We start from the raw sequence: 16,617 nt of genomic DNA, 5'->3' as shown, positions 1-16,617 counted from the left end.
TATTCAGGACCGATCTGTGGTAGACTGGCTGGAAATGCCGCATTTGCGGCGATGTTGGGACCTTACAATGCGCAGACTGGCTGGCAAGGCAACGCCCAAGAATTTTCGCGACGTCGCGGCTTTTTGCGCGCGTCGGCTTGACCTTGGGACACGGCGGCGCATTGTGTGCCCCAACAAAGACAGTCAGAAGCGCCTGTAATCCGGGCGCGAGGAAGGAGATCACATGGCCAAAGATCTGGCGCCGCAGTCCAAACCAGAGTTGGGATCGTTCAATTGGGAAGATCCATTTCTGATCGAAAGCCAGCTTCTCGAAGATGAACGCATGGTGCGCGATGCCGCGCGTGCTTATTGCGACGAAAAGCTGATGCCGCGGGTGACTTCTGCCTTTGAAAACGAAGAAACGGATCCCGCGATTTTTGCCGAAATGGGCGCGATGGGGCTTTTGGGCACGACCATCCCTGAAGAATACGGCGGCATCGGATCCAGCTATGTCACCTATGGGCTCGTGGCGCGCGAAGTGGAACGTGTGGACAGTGGCTATCGCTCTATGATGTCGGTGCAAAGCTCGCTGGTGATGTATCCGATCTATGCTTATGGCAGCGAAGAGCAGCGCCAGAAATATCTGCCTAAGCTTGCCTCTGGCGAATGGATTGGCTGTTTTGGCCTGACGGAGCCAGATGCGGGATCTGATCCTGCGGGCATGAAAACCACCGCCAAAAAGGTGGATGGCGGCTATGTGTTGCATGGCTCCAAGATGTGGATTTCCAATTCCCCGATTGCGGATGTCTTTGTGGTTTGGGCGAAGTCTGAAGCGCACGGTGGCAAGATCCGTGGCTTTGTTCTGGACAAAGGCACCAAAGGTTTGAGTGCGCCAAAGATCGGCCATAAGGCCAGCCTGCGCGCCTCCATCACTGGTGAGATCGTGCTCGACAATGTGGAAGTGTCAGAGGATGCGCTGCTGCCGAATGTGGAAGGTCTGAAGGGTCCGTTTGGCTGTTTGAACCGTGCGCGTTATGGCATCGCCTGGGGCGCGATGGGGGCAGCAGAGTATTGCTGGCATGCGGCACGTCAGTATGGGCTTGACCGCAAGCAGTTCAACAAGCCGCTTGCGCAGACGCAGCTGTTCCAGCTGAAGCTGGCCAATATGCAAACAGAGATCACGCTGGGCCTGCAGGCGGCGCTGCGCGTGGGGCGCTTGATGGATGAGGCGGAAGCCGCACCCGAAATGATTTCGCTGATCAAACGCAACAACTGTGGCAAGGCGCTGGATATTGCGCGTATGTCACGGGACATGCACGGCGGCAATGGCATCAGCCTGGAATTTGGGGTGATCCGCCACATGATCAACCTTGAGACGGTGAACACCTATGAAGGCACCCATGATGTGCATGCGCTGATCCTTGGGCGTGCGCAGACAGGGTTGCAGGCGTTTTTCTAATAATTAACAAATTGTTAATTGACGAATTTAAAGTGTGCTACTTTTCGGTGGCGCGCTTTTTCTTACGCAGCGTTTGTGTTTGGTCGAGGTCTGGCATTGGGCCTGCGTCTTGCAAAACGACACCAAACAACTCAGCCGCTTGGTCCTGCGTGTATCGACCGAGACGCACATCTTCGGCCACCAGATCAGGATCGCGAGACACCGGATCGCCATAGCCGCCACCGCCCGGTGTTTGCACATGTACGCGGTCGCCGGGCGACAATGGGATATCCTGTTCCTTTGAGAGGTGCTCGGGTGTGTGGGCGACCCCGTCGCGCCAGACGGTGACGCGGTTGACCGCGCCATCGTTGCCGCCCAGTGCGCCTTGCGGGCCAAAACGGCCGTGGTCCATCACAAAACTGGCGTTGGCATGGCCGCGGCGCAGCTCGATTTCATAGTCCAGCCCAAAGCCGCCACGCTGCGCGCCAGCGCCGCCGGAGCCCTCATGCAAGGCATAGCGGTGGTAGAGCACCGGATAGGCCTGTTCCATGATTTCAATCGGCGGTGCCTTGGAGATGCCGATGGTGGAACAGCCGTTGGATAGACCATCGTGATCAGCGTTGCCGCCATAGCCACCGCCGGAGATCTGATACATCACGTAGTCGCGCCCCTTTGCCGGGTCATGGCCGCCCAGCGCGAAATTGCCGCTGGTGCCAGCTGGGGCGGCAGTGACACGCTCTGGCAGCGCAGGGACCAGCGCGGCAAAGACCGCTTCGGCAATGCGTTGAGACACCTCGGCGGCACAGCCAGAGACCGGCCGGGGGTACTGCGCATCCAGAAATGTGTTTTCGATGCCAATCACCGTGAGTGGCGCAAAGGCGCCTGCGTTCATCGGCACCTCGGGGAAGATGTGACGCATGGCGAGATAAACCGCGCTGAGCGTGGTAGCGCGCACCGAGTTCATCGGCCCCAAACAGGGCTTGCTGCTGCCTGAAAAATCAAACGTCAAACCCGTCTCATCTTTGGTCACGGTCAGCGCGATGGTCAGAGGTGTGTTCACCACGCCATCGCTGTCGACATAGGCGGTCGCGGGGTAGGTGCCGGGGGCGATTTCTGTCAGGCAGGCGCGCATTTGTGTTTTGGCACGGCTGCGCAGCTCAGCGATGGCCTCTGACACTTGCGCGTCGCCATAGCGATCCAGAAGCGCCGTAAGTCGCTCTTGCCCAACCAGAAGTGCGGCGGCTTGAGCCTGAATATCACCGATGCGTTGCTCGGCCACGCGGATATTGGATTTGATGATGGCAAAGATCTCCTGATCCAGCTGGCCCCGTTTGAAGAGTTTGACAGGGGGCAGGCGCAGGCCCTCTTGTTCCACCGCTGTGGCAGAGGCGGAAAAGCCGCCCGGCACAGCGCCGCCCGTGTCGGGCCAGTGGCCGGTGTTGGAGAGCCAGCAGAAGATTTTGCCATCCCGAAAGAAAGGCATGGCAAAGCGCACGTCCATCAGGTGAGTGCCGCCCAAATAGGGGTCGTTCACGATGTAGATGTCGCCGGGCCCTGGCGATGACACCTCGCCAGATGCGATCATCGCGATCAGCGTGCGGGTGGAATATTGCATAGTGCCCACAAACACGGGCAGTCCGGCATTGCCTTGCGCGATTAAGGCGCCATCCTCGGCGGCGTAGATCCCATCGGAACGGTCGTTGGCTTCGGCGATCACTGGGGAGAAGGCCGCTCGGGAAAAGGTGAGATCCATTTCGTCACAGACCTGCTGAAGCCCGGCCTGAATGACGGTGAGAGTGATGGGATCAACGCTCATGTGGCACCTGCAATGGTGATGATCAGATTGCCGTCATGATCTGGTGTCACATGGTCCCCCGGCGGAACCACAATCGTGGTGTCGAGCTGTTCGATGATGGCGGGACCGATCAGGGTGAATGTTTCGGGCAGGGAGTCGCGCCCATAGACAGGCGTGGGATGCCAGTTGGTATCAAAGAACACATCGCGGGTGCCGGTCTGGGCGTCTTTAAGCGTGGTTTTGCGTTTGCGGGGGTCAAAGAGCTGGCGCAGGTCGAGCGTTTCGCGCCGGCCAATGACGGAGCAGTTGACGTTGACCACCGCAGCCTGAACCTCCCGAAGATCCACATGGAAACGGGCTCGATAAGCAGCTTCAAACAGGGAATGCAGATCCTCTGGTGAGGTCGTCGGCTCTGTGAGTGGCACGCGCAACAGATGGGTTTGGCCCACAAATTGCATATCAAGGGAATAGTGGTTCTCGATCTCTGTGATGGGGATGTTTTCATTGAGAACCAGTTGTTTGCCCTTTGCGGATTGTTTGAAGAAGATATCGGCGATTTGGGTTGGTTTGAGCGTTTTGAGCGGTGCGTTGATCGTTTGAACGAAATCGTGGCGCAGATCCGCAACCACGCAGCCCAGCGCATTGGTCAGGCCCGGACGGGCGGGCACAAGCACACGCGGTATGTTGAGTTCTTTTGCGAGCGCGCAGGCATGCAGGGGGCCAGCGCCGCCAAAGGCAAAAAGTGCAAAGTCACGTGGATCCGCGCCAAGCGAGAGCGAGACCATGCGGATCGCACCTGCCATCTTGGTGTTGGCCACCTGAACGATGGCAGCCGCCGCTTCGGTTGCTGTCAGATCAAGAGGCTTGCCAATTTGCGTTTCGATGATGTGCTGAACCTTGTTTTTGGTGCCGCCGCTTGACGCGCTGACGCCTTTTGGATCAAGCCGCCCCAGCAACATGTTGGCGTCAGATATTGTGGGATCCGTGCCGCCCAAGCCGTAGCAAATGGGGCCGGGGGTTGCGCCTGCGCTTTGTGGGCCGATGTCTAGCAGGCCGCCGCTGTTGATTTTGGCGATGGAGCCACCACCGGCACCAACGGTGCGCACGTCCACCATGGGGACGTGAATTGGCATCCCGTATTCCACCTCTATTTCATTGGACACCGAAGGGCTTGCGTCGCGGATCAGCGCCACATCGGTGGACGTGCCGCCCATGTCGTAAGTGATGACGTTTGGAATGCCTGCGCGGCGAGCGGTATAGGCGGCGGCCATGACACCGGAGGCGGGCCCCGACATTACGGTTTTGGCCGCTTCTTTGGCCACATGGCGCGCGCTGACCATGCCGCCATTGCCATTCATCACAAGAAGGTCGCCGGGATAGCCTTGTGTGGCGAGTGTGTCAGACAGGCTTTGCACATAGCGTTGCAGAAGAGGTTGCACGCAGGCATTGACAGTCGCCGTCACCCCGCGTTCGTATTCGCGGTTTTCTGACAACAGCTGATGACCTGCCGTAATGTGATCATTGGGCCAAAGCGTCTGAATTTCGGCAATGGCTTCAAGCTCATGGCGGGGATTGGCGTAGGCGTGCAGGAAATGCACGACAATTGCTTCGCAGCCCGCATCGCGGAGCTGTCGTACCGCGGCGCGCAGGGCGGTTTTGTCCAGAGGCACAAGAACGTTTCCATCGCGGTCCATCCGCTCGGCCACTTCCAGCCTGAGATCTCGGGGAATAAGCGGGGCAAAACGGCCGTGCATGCCGTAGGCCTGCGGGCGGGTGCGGCGGCCAAGTTCCAACACGTCGCGAAAACCTGCGGTGGTGATCAATCCTGTGCGGGCTAGGTTACGCTCTAGCAAGGCGTTTGTGGTTGTTGTGGTCCCATGCACGATCAGTGACAGCTCGGATGGTTTGCAGTCTGCCGCGGCCAGTGCGTTCAAAACACCATGTGCCTGGTTTTGAAGTGTGCTTGGCACCTTGGCGAGTTTGATTATCCCCTCTGCGTCCAATGCCACCAGATCCGTGAACGTACCGCCCACGTCGATCCCGGCCACAGCGGCTTTGGGCCTTTGGGAAGTGTCGGACATGGATCATCCTCCGCTGTCATTTGCACGGCAAATTCGTTTGTATACAAATGATGGAGGGCGAGGTTGGGGCCTGTCAATCGGCGAGAATCCGAATCGATGCGGTGATGGGCTGGTCTCCAACAACATAGGCGCGGTGATCATTGGTGGATAATGTGACGCGAATGTCATGCGCGCCGGGAGGCAGAGCGCCAATTGTGGTGGAGGGCTCATAAAGGCGCCCGAGCTTTACGCCATTCAGATAGATATGCCCATGTCCAGTGCCCGGAACATGCGGGCCATCGACAAGATGTGGTGTGAATTCAAACGCGTCAGACAGCACGCGGATCTGCCAGCCATCGCCGGATTTTTCGGCCAAGAGTTCGATGTTTGGTGCAGGTTCGCCTTCGCCGACCTGACAGATGTCGCCAATCCCAAACAGGCCATAATCTGGGGCATCTCCTGTTTCTCTAGGGGCAACAATGCGTGCGCGGGTGTGAACGGTGCCTGCGTTCTCAAACGTCAGGGCAACAGGTAATGTGCGCCCGTCGTCCAAAGCGCCTGAAATACCAGAGAGCGCCACAAACATACCGTCGGCGGCCAAGGCGACACTGCTGTCTGCGGGGATCGCACGACGGCTGTCTGTGCCACTAAACTGGGCGACGGTCGCCTCCGGAGAGGTGACCGACATCAATCTGTCAGGGGCGCCGCTATTGGCGATATCCAAAAAAACGGCGATTGTGTTTGGCTGAGCCAACAAGGGGCTTGCTGTTGCGTTTGTCAGTAAAACGTCCGTGGCTCGGTCCGGTCGCATCAGCGCCCATGATGCGCCAGACGCACAGAGCGCGACCAAACATAGCCCTATGATTTTTCGCGCTTTCATCATTGTACCCTCTCAGTATGATCCGCGCATGTGCTGTCAGATCCTCTCATTCATTTTATCCGTCATTCGCACGGTCGCAAAGGGGGGGCGTGTTCTGGGCGTGGTGGCGCTTTCTGCTGGGAGTGCGCTTGCGCATACCTCTGAAGGCGGCTTTGTGCTGTTGCTGCCAACTGATCTGTACATTGGATCTGGTGTGCTGGCGGTGGCGTTGACGGTTGCAATGCTGCTGATCTTGCCTGAACGCGCGGTTACGTCGTCTTTCTGCTACAAGCGTTTGTGGCAGTCTGGGGCAAAGCCATGGATCAGAAACGCCACGAGTTTACTGTCGGCCATCTGTCTCGCTTGGCTGATCTATGTTGGTCTTGAAGGGCCACGAGATCCTTTGGCAAATCCGTTGCCACTGACGATTTGGACGCTTTGGTGGATCGGTTTTGTAGCGATACAAGGGCTGTTTGGGGATCTTTGGCGTTGGGTGAACCCTTGGAGTGGGCCTGTGTGGCTGTGTCGCTGGCTGATCGGCGGCAGCATTGGCGTGCGATATCCCAGCTGGCTTGGACATTGGGTTGGGATTTTGAGTTTTCTTGCATTGGTCGGGTTTGTTCTGGCCGATGTTGCCCCGTCAGATCCCGCGCGGCTTGCGCGCGTTGTGGCACTGTATTGGGGGCTGACCTTTGCGGGGATGATGGTGTTTGGCCCGCGCTGGCGCCTGCGTGCGGATGGTGTGTCGATGATGCTGACACTTTATGCGCGGGTTGGCATGTTCGGACACAAAGGCGGGCGCATTGCCTTTGGATTGAATGGCTGGAAGCTGTTGCATGGGCGTAGACTTGGTTTTGGTCCCGCCTTGTTGAGCCTGTTGATATTGGGCAGCGGGATCTTTGATGGCCTGAATGAAACCTTCTGGTGGCTTGATCTCTTGGGGCTGAACCCTCTGGAGTTTCCCGGACGATCCGCTGTGGTTTGGCAAACGCTTGGCGGTCTGGTGGTGGCCAATGTCATTCTGGTGTGCTGCTTTGTCGGGGCGCTTTGGCTTGGGGTGAAACTGGGGCGTGTCGACATGCCATTGCACCAAGCGTTCTGTGTGTTTGCACCGACGGTTCTGCCCATCGCATTGGGCTATCATTTTGCCCATTACTTCACGAGTTTTCTAGTCCAGTCCCAATACGCGCTTGCGGCAGCGAGTGACCCCTGGGCACGCGGGCAAGATCTGTTGGGGTTGGGGACCTTTTATGTCTCAACCGGTTTTTTCAACACTCAGGAAAGTGTCCGCCTTTTGTGGCTTTGTCAGGCGGGTGGCGTGGTGATTGGACATGTCGTGGCACTGTTGTTGGCCCATGCGGTGGCTTTGCGCGCGACCAGAACGCGCGTTGCGCTTACGCAGGCGCCTGTCGCTATCTTTATGATTTATTGCACGTTTCTTGGACTTTGGCTGCTTGCATCGCCGCGCGGATTCTGACAAAACCGCTCGCCTCTAGACAGAACCGGCATTCATTTGCACTCTAACAAGCATACTGATTGCGGAATTTACGGTCACAACACCATGTGAACACAGGGGGACACACGATGACCAAATCCAAGACTATCAAGCCAGTTTCCACACAAACGACGCGGCGCGGCGCGCTGAAAACTTTGGCGCTTGGCGGGACCGCGGCCGCGACGCTGCCGCTTTGGGCGCGTTATGCTGGGGCGCAAACTGCAGGACCCATCAAGGTTGGTTTTCAGGTGCACCGTACTGGCATTGGCGCAGCATATGGGCGTTGGTATGACCGTACCACGCAGGCAGCGGCAGCACTGATCAATGACCAAGGCGGCATCAATGGGCGCCCGGTTGAAATCGTGGCAGAGGACGACGGGACTGATCCCAAACGCGGCGCAGAGGTGATTGAGAAATTTGCGACGCAGCACAATTGCGACATTGGCTTTGGCACGCTGTTTTCACATGTGGTGATTGGATCGGCACCGCGTGCGGGTGAGTTGAAGCTGCCATACTTTGTGGTCAGCGAAGGTCACCATGTGGCGAGCGGGATGCTAAACCGCTATACGCTGCAGCCGGGCATCACGGATGTGAAAAGCCAAGTGCAGGCCATGGCGCCGTTTGTGGCCGGCAATCTGGGCAAAAAGGTCACCATGATTTTCCCGGATTTTGCCTTTGGTCATGATCACCGCGACTTCTTCACTGCCGCAATCGAAGCGCAGGGCGGCGAAGTGCTGGAGCAGATCGCCATCCCACCGACAGAAACCTCTTTCACCAAGTACTTCCCGAAAATCCCACGCGACACCGAAGTCATCTATCACGTGATGGTTGGGCCCGCGGTTTTGACTTTTGTAAAAGAGCTAGGCGAGTTTTTCGGCCCACAGCGGCCTGAAATATTTGGATTTATCGACAGTCTTGAGGCAGTCGATATTGGCAGCCCTGGGCTTGAGTTTCTGGAAGGGACCTATTTCTGGGAAGGCAATCCTCGCTATGCGCAGGCGGATCAGTCTCCCTACGACGCGTTTTTCCGTGAGAAAGTGGGTGTAGATTCCAATGGTGCTTCGGTGAATGATGCCAAGGATGTATCGACCTATGCGCATATGTTTGGCTGCTGGGAAACGCTGCATATTGTTAAGGCGGGTATGGAAGCGGCTGGGTATCAAACCACGGCGGATCGCGCCAAACTGATTGAAGCGGTGGAGGCGATGACAGATTTGCCGCACTCCAATGCGCATCCGCAAGGCGCGAAGGTGTTTAATGGCAAAACCCACCAAGTGTTTGGGCATCAGTACATTTCCAAAGTGACGGATGGAAAGCTGCTTTTGGTTCATACGACATCTATTGAAGACACTTATTACCCGGATGAGGTGGATTACACCACGCAGCCGCTCTGATCTTACAAACTCTCTGATCTGAAAAAAAACGGTGGTGCGCCAATCATTTGGCGCACGCAAGTATAAGATCCGGCAGGAGCAGTCATGGATTTTGGACCCTATTTGATGCTGGCCACGTTAGAGGGCGCGGTGACGGCAGCTGTGCTTGCGCTCACGGCCAGTGGCCTCGCGCTGGTGTTTGGCGTGATGCGTGTTGTGAACGTTGCGCATGGTGAATTTTTTATGCTTGGCGCGGTTCTTGCATGGTGGGTGACGAGCTGGTTCGAAGGGGCAGCGGCGTTTGGATTTGCGTTTGCGATACTCACCGTGCCGCTGATCGTTGGGGCCTTGGCGGCCTTGGCGGATTTGACCGTTTTGAAACGCTTGTCTTACGACCCGGAACGTACCATCGTTGCGACAATTGGTATTTTGTATATTTTACAACAGGTTACACTTATGACCTACGGCCCGGATGCCCGGCCGGTGACGCCACCGTTCAATACGCGATTGGCGCTGCCTTGGGTAGAAATGACCGATACCGGGCTGAGCCTGTATTGGCCATGGGGGCTCAGCATAACCAGTTATAAACTCGCGGTTATCGCGGCTGCGACAGTGATATTGCTTGCTTTGTGGATTGTGATGACGCGCAGCAAACTTGGGCTGATGATGCGCGCAACGGAGCAGGATCGCGAAATGGCGCTTGCCTTTGGCATCCCGGTTGAGCGCGTCTATGCGTTGGTTTTTGGTCTGGGCGCAGGGCTTGCTGCCTTGGCTGCGGTGTTGATTGTGCCCATTCAACAGGCGCACTACCTGATGGGCGGCGATCCTCTCTTGTTGAGTTTCATCGTGGTGATTATCGGAGGACTGGGCAGCCTGCCAGGCACCGTGCTCGCTGCGCTGTTGATTGGGTTGTCTGACGGGATCATCTCGGTATTTTTCTCGCCCACCTTGGCGAAAATCTTGGCGACACTGCTTGTGTCTCTTGTGCTGGTGTTTCGACCACAGGGTTTGTTTGGAGCCCGTCGCGCATGACAGCAGATCTAAGGAAAATCATATGGTTGCATGGCACTGTTCTTGTAATCCTTTTCGCTGCGCAGTTCTTTCTGCCTGCCTATCATCACGGAAATCTCGCACGGATTATGGTCTTGGCAACCTATGCGATGGGCTACAATTTGCTGTTTGGCTATACGGGGTTGCTGAGCCTTGGGCATGCGCTTTTCTTCGCGGCTGGCCTTTATGGAATGGGGCTTGGCATGACCCAGTTCGGTTTGGGCGCGGGCGCGGCTGTGGTGCTTGGCGTAGTGGCGGGAGCGGGTATCGGTGCGTTGATTGGGGCTTTGGCTCTTCGGACAGAAGGGGTGGCGTTTATGATCGTCACTTTGATGTTTGCACAGGTTGGGTATCTGATCATTCTTTACTTCGGAAGCTACACGCGTGGCGACGAAGGCTTCGTGATACAACAGGCAGATCGGTTGGTTTCTGGACTCGATCTTTCTGATCCGACGGTTCGGTATTTTGCAGCATTCTCAATATTTTGCACGGCGTTTGTTGTGTTGATGTGGGTGCTGCGTTCGCGTTTTGGGCACGTCTTGATTGCGATCCGTGAAAATGAAGAACGCGCGATGATGCTTGGGTATGATGTCCAGCGATACAAGTGGGGCGCTGTTGTGCTCTCTGCCGGGGTTTCGGCGCTGGCGGGAGCGGCTTACGGGGTGTTGTTTGGGTATGTGGGGGCGAGTTTCGCGTCTGTGCAATATTCGATCTTTCCGCTGCTGTGGGTCTTGCTTGGAGGCGCAGGCACGATGCTGGGGCCGTTGGTGGGAACCATCTTTATGTTCTATCTCATAGACTTAAGCTCGGGTGTGACCACCGCCTATATGCTCATTGCTGGCATTGTACTTGTGTGTCTCACACTTTTTGCGCCACAGGGCCTTATGGGCGAGCTGCGCAACCGTTTCTGGAGATGGCTTCCATGAGTTTTCTGAGAGCAGAGGGGCTCACCAAACAATTCAACGGCTTGAGAGCCGTTGATGATGTGACACTTGAGGTTCCGAAGGGACAGGTGCGTGCGCTGATTGGCCCAAATGGCGCGGGTAAAACCACGCTGGTGGGCCTGTTGTCGGGACGGTTGGCCTGCAGCAGCGGGCGGATTTCTTTTGATGGCCGTGACGTCACATCGCTCCCGGCTCACAAGCGCATCGCCTCTGGCATGACTTATACCTTTCAAATCACGTCAATTTTTCCGAGTTTGTCCGTGCATGAAAACGTCTCGCTTGGGGCGAGACGTGTGTTCTTCGATCCCAAAGAAGCGGAAGAGAGAGTTATTTCTGCACTGCACCGTGTGAGCCTGCTGGAGCGTGCGCACGAAGACGCAGGTGACTTGAGTTATGGGCATCAGCGGCTTCTTGAAATCGCCATGGGGCTGGCGCAGGCGCCAAAGTTGCTGATTTTGGATGAACCGACACAGGGTCTCGCAGATGGAGAGGTTGTCGCCTTTAACAAGCTTATCAATGACCTACGTGGACATACCACTGTGTTGCTGATTGAACATAACATGAATGTCGTTATGGAAGTCGCAGATTTTATTACAGTTTTAAGCTTCGGAAAGGTCCTGTTTGAAGGCACGCCTGAACAGGTTCAGGCAAGTTCCGCTGTGCAATCTGCCTACTTGGGAGGTGCGGATGCTGAAGCTTGAGGCGGTCAATGCCGGGTACGGCAGAGCGCAGGTGTTGCGCGATGTCTCTTTTGAGGCGCAAGCGGGTGAAATCACCTGTCTTCTCGGCCGCAATGGCGCTGGTAAAACCACCACAATGAAAGCGATCATGGGGGTGTTGCCTTTGATGAGTGGCGCTGTGCGGCTGGAGAAGACGGTGTTGTCAGATCTGCCAGCGCATGTGGTGCCGCGGCACGGCGTGGGCTATGTGCCGCAAGGGCGGCGGCTGTTTGGGGATCTGACAGTGGGTCAGAATCTGGAGGTTGGACGGTTTTCACAACGCGAAAGTGAAAGCACTCTGGAAGAAATACTTCAACTTTTTCCAAGGCTTAGGGAGCGATATGCGCAACGGGCCAACACGCTAAGCGGCGGAGAGCAGCAGATGCTTGCCATGGGCCGTGCGCTGAGCCTGCGGCCCAGTGTGGTGCTGTTGGATGAACCAACTGAAGGGTTACAGCCTTCGATGATTGTCGCCATACGCGATGTGACAGAAACGCTGCGCGATCAAGGGGTTGCCGTTGTTCTTGTGGAACAGCGGGTGGAGGCGATCTTGGCGTTGGCCGATCGGGCCGCATTGTTGGAAAATGGGCGGATGCGTGGCGTTGTTTCCGGAGAGGCGCTGCGAGATGATCCCACCATTTTGGCGCGTCATCTGGGGGTTTGAGCGCGTTGAGGCGGAGCCAAAAACACTGTCGGCATCACGTCGGTATTGCGTCGGTATCGCGACGGTGTGTTGTCGGCCTATACCAGTTTCTTCAAGAGCAACGTGAAAATCGTTTTTTCAGCATCGTTCAGAGGTGCGAGCGTGTCTTCGGTGATTTGTGTCGCCATTGGTGCCAGCGCTTCGTAGAGGTCCCATCCTTTGGCTGTGGGTTTCAGCAACACGCGTCGTTGATCTTCGGGGTCAGGTGCGCTGATCACGAGGGCTTTGTTTCGAAGCCGATCCACCACACCTTTGATCGTCGCTGCGTCCATCGCCGTTGCGCGTCCAAGGGCGTTTTGCGAGACCGCGCCCAAGGCACAGAGTTTGGCGAGCGCCGCAAATTGAGTGGGGGTCAGATCGGTGATGCCTTGTGCGAAAATAGCCAAATGGCGCTGCGTGGCGCGGCGCAAAAGAAATCCAACCTGTTCGTCAAGATCATAGGTTTCAGCGGCCGTGAGAGGCGGTAAAGACGTGTCAGATGCGGGCATGAACGCGGCCTATCACTTTTTGGGTGCAAAAAGTGGCACCCTTTCGGTTTTATTGACACAGCGACCGATCATGGCGCAAAATCTGTTTGTATACCAACAAGATTTTGCGTGCCGTGCCCTGAGGTTTGAGAGGACAGAATGGGGATTTATCACCGCCCAGACAAGTTGAAAGATGCGCTTGCGTTGCTTGAAGACGGTCGGGTGATCATAGCAGCGGGCTGTACAGATCTTTTTGCGGCAACCCAAGCGCAGGCGCTTGGCACTGGGCTTGATGAAGTCATTTTGGATGTGACCGGCTTGAGTGAATTTAAAGGCATTCAGCAGGTTGCGAAAGGGTGGCGGATCGGCGCGGGTGCCAGTTGGAGCGATGTTGTTGCGACACCTTTGCCCGCTGCATTTGACATGTTGAAGCAAGCAGCCCTTCAGGTCGGGGGCGTTCAGGTTCAAAACGCTGGAACCGTTGTGGGCAATATTTGCAATGCCTCCCCGGCGGCCGATGGCATCCCTCCGCTTTTGGCGCTGGACGCAGAAGTAGAGCTTTTGCGACCGGGTGGTATTCGACGTATGGCTTTGGTGGATTTTGTGACGGGGCCGCGTGCAACTGCGCGCAAAGGAGATGAGCTGGTCAGCGCTATCTTGGTGCCGCATTGCAGTGCGACCGGGGCAAGTGCATTTGAAAAGCTTGGCAGCCGGAGTCACTTGGTGATTTCGGTTGCGATGGTCGCAGCGCGTCTAGAGATATCTGAGGGCCATGTTGCCGGTGCAGCTGTTGCAGTGGGGGCCTGTAGCCCGGTTGCGATGCGGTTGCCAACGCTTGAGGCCGCGCTGTTCGGTGCGCCGATTGCGGATTTGTCGCGGGCGATAGGCGACAGTGATTTCGCAGATATTTTACAGCCGATTTCGGATATCCGAGGCAGTGCGGCTTATCGTTTGGAGGCGGTGCCAGAATTGGTGCGCCGGGCGGTGCTTGCGGCGGCGTCGGGGCCTTTGCAATGATCCGACTTAAGGTGAACGGCGTGGCGCATGAGGTGGTGGCCGCCCCCGGGCAGCGCCTTTCGGACGTGTTGCGCAATGATTTGGCGCTGGTCGGAACCAAAGTGGGCTGCGATGCAGGCGATTGCGGCGCTTGCACGGTTTTGCTCGATGGGGAAGCGGTTTGTGCCTGTCTGACCCCGATTGCGCAAACGCTGGGGCGCCAAATTGAAACCATAGAGGGGATGCAGAGACCGGGGCCAAGTGCGTTGCAGCGCGCATTTCTGCGACATGGCGCGGCGCAATGTGGTATTTGCACACCCGGCATGGTGATGGCGGCAGAAGCGTTGTTGCGCAAAGACAGCCGCCCGGATCGGGGCGCGGTAGAGACCGCGCTTGGCGGGGTTTTGTGCCGATGCACGGGCTACGCCAAGATCGTGGATGCTGTGCTGGATGCCGCCGGGAGCGGAGCGGGGCCTGAGCCGGATGCGGCGGCATCTGTTGGAGCACGCGTGGAGCGGCTTGATGGCGTGGCAAAGGTGCTTGGAGCGGAGCGCTTTGGCGCAGATGATCTGCCGCAAGATGCGCTTTGGGTTCGGGCAATCCGCAGCCCTCATGCAGCGGCCGAGTTCGCGTTCGGCGATCTAAAAGCTTGGGCGGCGGCCCATGACGTTCGGGTGTTTACTGCTGCAGATATTCCGGGCCGCAATGAGACTGGAGTGATCCCTGCGTTTGTGGATCAGCCTGCGTTGGCGGAAGAGCGGGTGCGTTTAGTCGGTGAGGCGGTCGCCTTGGTTGCGGGTGCGCGTGAGACGGTGCTGGCGCTGGATGTTGCCAAAGCGCCAGTGAGCTGGATGCCCGTCACCGGGCTGTTGGATGTGCAGGAGGCGCGCGCAGAGGGTGCCGCGCAGCTTCATGAGAGGCGGCCTGACAATTTGCTGATTGCGGGGGCTGTTCGGTGCGGTGATGCGGCTCAGGCGGTTTCTGAAGCGGCACATGTCGTCTCTGGATCCTTTGAAACCAGCCACGTGGAGCATGCCTATATTGAGCCTGAGGCCGGCGCGGCCTGGATGGAGGGCGATGTCCTGAACATTCGCGCCTGCACGCAGGCACCGGTTTTGGACCGTGATGAAACCGCGAAGATTTTGGGGCTGGCGGAAGAAAAGCTGCGCATAAGGCCAGCGGCGACCGGTGGCGGTTTTGGCGCAAAGCTTGATTTGTCTGTGCAACCCCTGATCGGGTTGGTGACGCTGCTGACGGGGAAGCCAAGCGTGATGGTCTATAGCCGTGCAGAAAGCATGCGCGCGTCGACAAAGCGCCATCCCGCGCAGATGGGGGCCTCGCTGGCTGCGGACGCAGAAGGGCGGTTGACCGCCATGTTGTTTGACGGGGATTTTGATACCGGGGCTTATGCAAGTTGGGGGCCGACCGTTGCGGTGCGTGTGCCGGTGCACGCCTGTGGGCCTTATGCGGTGCCAAACTACGCCGCAGAGGCCCGGGCGATCCACACCAATGGACCGATTGCTGGGGCGTTTCGCGGCTTTGGTGTGCCGCAGGCGGCGGTATTGCAGGAGACTTTGCTGGACGATTTGGCGCGCAAGTTGGCAATGGATCGGCTCGCAATCAGGCGGAAGAACGCATTGCGTGAGTCGGATCTGACTGTTTGTGGGCAAACAGTGAAGGGCGTGGGAATTGGCGCATGCCTTGCGGCGCTGCAGCCACGCTGGGATGCGGCGCAGATCGAGGTTGCTGATTTTAATGTGCGCAATGCTGGCACGAAGCGCGGTATCGGCGTTGCGAGCTGTTGGTATGGCTGCGGGAACACGGCGCTGCCGAACCCTTCGACCATGCGCATTGGGATCACGGCGGAGGGGCGTATTCGCCTGCATCAGGGGGCGATGGATATTGGGCAGGGGTCCAATACGGTGATTGCACAGATTGCGGCCGATGCTGTCGGGCTGCCGGTGCATCGGTTGGATCTGGTAGATGCAGATACCGCGCTGACGCCGGATTGTGGCAAAACCTCTGCAAGTCGGCAAACGGTGGTGAGCGGCAAAGCGGCGCTTTTGGCGGGGCAGGCGCTGCGCGCCCAGATCTTGCAGATGGCCAATATGGGGTCAGATGCCTGCCTGACATTGGCTGCGGGGCAGTTGCGCATCGCTGAAGCGGGCGAGGTGCGGAAGATTGACCTTTCCGCATTGCCGGTCGGGGCGGAAGGCTATGTGCTTATGGCGCAGGAAACCTATGATCCGCCCACCGAGGCGCTCGATGAAAACGGGCAGGGCGTGCCTTACGCGGTTTATGGCTATGGTGCGCAGCTGGCGGAAGTTGAAGTAGACTTGGCGCTTGGCACGGTGAAGGTGCGGAAAATCACGGCGGCACACGATCTGGGGCGCGTGATCAATCCATTGCTTGCTGAGGGGCAGATTGAGGGTGGCATCGCGCAGGGTCTGGGCATGGCGCTGATGGAAGAGTTTGTACCGGGGCGTACAGAAAACCTGCACGATTATCTGATCCCGACCATCGGTGACATGCCGGAGGTGGTGTCTCATCTGATTGAGGTGCCCGATCCCGAGGGGCCGATGGGGGCGAAGGGGTTGGGCGAACATGTGCTTATCCCGACGGCGCCGGCAATTTTAAACGCGATCACGGATGCCTGTGGGGCGCGGATCACGAAACTGCCTGCCAGACCAGATCGGGTTTTGGCGGCGATCAAGGCGGCGCGCAGACACGGAGGATAGG

Annotated in this window: 13 protein-coding genes; 9 read left to right on the top strand and 4 right to left on the bottom strand. The window is 57.6% G+C overall.

From position 1 onward, the window contains the following. Nucleotides 1-223: 223 nt before the first annotated feature. Complete coding sequence (locus tag PJL69_RS03995) at nucleotides 224-1,438, top strand: acyl-CoA dehydrogenase (RefSeq protein ID WP_209095841.1); 1,215 nt, start codon at nucleotides 224-226, stop codon at nucleotides 1,436-1,438. A gap of 37 nt (nucleotides 1,439-1,475) precedes the next feature. On the opposite strand, the gene PJL69_RS03990 is transcribed toward PJL69_RS03995, so the two are convergent. The 3 genes from PJL69_RS03990 to PJL69_RS03980 form a co-directional block, all read right to left on the bottom strand. Then, the gene (locus tag PJL69_RS03990) at nucleotides 1,476-3,233 is read right to left on the bottom strand and encodes a hydantoinase B/oxoprolinase family protein (protein WP_271308496.1); all 1,758 of its coding nucleotides are present in this window, start codon (nucleotides 3,231-3,233) and stop codon (nucleotides 1,476-1,478) included. Continuing rightward, nucleotides 3,230-5,293, bottom strand: coding sequence for a hydantoinase/oxoprolinase family protein (locus PJL69_RS03985; protein WP_271308495.1), 2,064 nt, complete (start codon nucleotides 5,291-5,293; stop codon nucleotides 3,230-3,232). The genes PJL69_RS03990 and PJL69_RS03985 overlap by 4 nt, the downstream gene beginning before the upstream one ends. A 73-nt stretch (nucleotides 5,294-5,366) precedes the next feature. After that, the gene (locus PJL69_RS03980; protein ID WP_271308494.1) at nucleotides 5,367-6,083 is read right to left on the bottom strand and encodes a copper chaperone PCu(A)C; all 717 of its coding nucleotides are present in this window, start codon (nucleotides 6,081-6,083) and stop codon (nucleotides 5,367-5,369) included. A gap of 49 nt (nucleotides 6,084-6,132) precedes the next feature. Here PJL69_RS03980 and PJL69_RS03975 point away from each other — a divergent pair, with 49 nt between their 5' ends. The 6 genes from PJL69_RS03975 (at nucleotide 6,133) to PJL69_RS03950 (ending at nucleotide 12,376) form a co-directional block, all read left to right on the top strand. Further along, a complete protein-coding gene (locus PJL69_RS03975; protein WP_271308493.1) occupies nucleotides 6,133-7,608 on the top strand; it encodes a hypothetical protein in 1,476 nt (491 codons plus the stop codon). A gap of 107 nt (nucleotides 7,609-7,715) precedes the next feature. Next, nucleotides 7,716-9,020 (top strand): ABC transporter substrate-binding protein, encoded by a 1,305-nt coding sequence (locus PJL69_RS03970; RefSeq protein ID WP_271308492.1) that lies wholly within the window; start codon nucleotides 7,716-7,718, stop codon nucleotides 9,018-9,020. 84 nt (nucleotides 9,021-9,104) lie between these two features. Beyond that, nucleotides 9,105-10,031, top strand: a complete 927-nt coding sequence (locus tag PJL69_RS03965; RefSeq protein WP_271308491.1) for a branched-chain amino acid ABC transporter permease — start codon at nucleotides 9,105-9,107, stop codon at nucleotides 10,029-10,031. Further along, complete coding sequence (locus PJL69_RS03960) at nucleotides 10,028-10,975, top strand: branched-chain amino acid ABC transporter permease (RefSeq protein ID WP_271308490.1); 948 nt, start codon at nucleotides 10,028-10,030, stop codon at nucleotides 10,973-10,975. The genes PJL69_RS03965 and PJL69_RS03960 overlap by 4 nt, the downstream gene beginning before the upstream one ends. Continuing rightward, a complete protein-coding gene (locus tag PJL69_RS03955) occupies nucleotides 10,972-11,694 on the top strand; it encodes an ABC transporter ATP-binding protein (protein WP_271308489.1) in 723 nt (240 codons plus the stop codon). Before PJL69_RS03960 ends, PJL69_RS03955 begins: the two co-directional genes overlap by 4 nt. Then, complete coding sequence (locus tag PJL69_RS03950) at nucleotides 11,681-12,376, top strand: ABC transporter ATP-binding protein (RefSeq protein WP_271308488.1); 696 nt, start codon at nucleotides 11,681-11,683, stop codon at nucleotides 12,374-12,376. Before PJL69_RS03955 ends, PJL69_RS03950 begins: the two co-directional genes overlap by 14 nt. 77 nt (nucleotides 12,377-12,453) lie before the next feature. Here PJL69_RS03950 and PJL69_RS03945 read toward each other — a convergent pair whose 3' ends face one another. Further along, on the bottom strand, nucleotides 12,454-12,903 hold the full coding sequence (locus tag PJL69_RS03945; RefSeq protein ID WP_271308487.1) for a MarR family winged helix-turn-helix transcriptional regulator: 450 nt from the start codon (nucleotides 12,901-12,903) through the stop codon (nucleotides 12,454-12,456). Nucleotides 12,904-13,041: 138 nt separating this feature from the next. Here PJL69_RS03945 and PJL69_RS03940 point away from each other — a divergent pair, with 138 nt between their 5' ends. Next, entirely contained in the window at nucleotides 13,042-13,899 is an 858-nt protein-coding gene (locus PJL69_RS03940) for an FAD binding domain-containing protein (protein WP_271308486.1), read from the top strand. Then, a complete protein-coding gene (locus PJL69_RS03935) occupies nucleotides 13,896-16,616 on the top strand; it encodes a molybdopterin-dependent oxidoreductase (protein ID WP_271308485.1) in 2,721 nt (906 codons plus the stop codon). The genes PJL69_RS03940 and PJL69_RS03935 overlap by 4 nt, the downstream gene beginning before the upstream one ends. The last annotated feature ends 1 nt before the right edge of the window (nucleotide 16,617 follow it).

Origin of the sequence: Shimia sp. MMG029 (assembly GCF_027947445.1) — a bacterium.
Lineage (GTDB): Bacteria > Pseudomonadota > Alphaproteobacteria > Rhodobacterales > Rhodobacteraceae > Shimia.
This window is presented reverse-complemented; position numbering and strand designations above follow the sequence as displayed.

Bases quoted from the DNA above. Each gene is read 5' to 3' on its own strand.
- PJL69_RS03995 (WP_209095841.1), top strand. From the start codon at position 224: ATGGCCAAAGATCTGGCGCCGCAGTCCAAACCAGAGTTGGGATCGTTC.
- PJL69_RS03990 (WP_271308496.1), bottom strand. From the start codon at position 3,233: ATGAGCGTTGATCCCATCACTCTCACCGTCATTCAGGCCGGGCTTCAG.
- PJL69_RS03985 (WP_271308495.1), bottom strand. From the start codon at position 5,293: ATGTCCGACACTTCCCAAAGGCCCAAAGCCGCTGTGGCCGGGATCGAC.
- PJL69_RS03980 (WP_271308494.1), bottom strand. From the start codon at position 6,083: ATGCGACCGGACCGAGCCACGGACGTTTTACTGACAAACGCAACAGCA.
- PJL69_RS03975 (WP_271308493.1), top strand. From the start codon at position 6,133: ATGATTTTTCGCGCTTTCATCATTGTACCCTCTCAGTATGATCCGCGC.
- PJL69_RS03970 (WP_271308492.1), top strand. From the start codon at position 7,716: ATGACCAAATCCAAGACTATCAAGCCAGTTTCCACACAAACGACGCGG.
- PJL69_RS03965 (WP_271308491.1), top strand. From the start codon at position 9,105: ATGGATTTTGGACCCTATTTGATGCTGGCCACGTTAGAGGGCGCGGTG.
- PJL69_RS03960 (WP_271308490.1), top strand. From the start codon at position 10,028: ATGACAGCAGATCTAAGGAAAATCATATGGTTGCATGGCACTGTTCTT.
- PJL69_RS03955 (WP_271308489.1), top strand. From the start codon at position 10,972: ATGAGTTTTCTGAGAGCAGAGGGGCTCACCAAACAATTCAACGGCTTG.
- PJL69_RS03950 (WP_271308488.1), top strand. From the start codon at position 11,681: ATGCTGAAGCTTGAGGCGGTCAATGCCGGGTACGGCAGAGCGCAGGTG.
- PJL69_RS03945 (WP_271308487.1), bottom strand. From the start codon at position 12,903: ATGCCCGCATCTGACACGTCTTTACCGCCTCTCACGGCCGCTGAAACC.
- PJL69_RS03940 (WP_271308486.1), top strand. From the start codon at position 13,042: ATGGGGATTTATCACCGCCCAGACAAGTTGAAAGATGCGCTTGCGTTG.
- PJL69_RS03935 (WP_271308485.1), top strand. From the start codon at position 13,896: ATGATCCGACTTAAGGTGAACGGCGTGGCGCATGAGGTGGTGGCCGCC.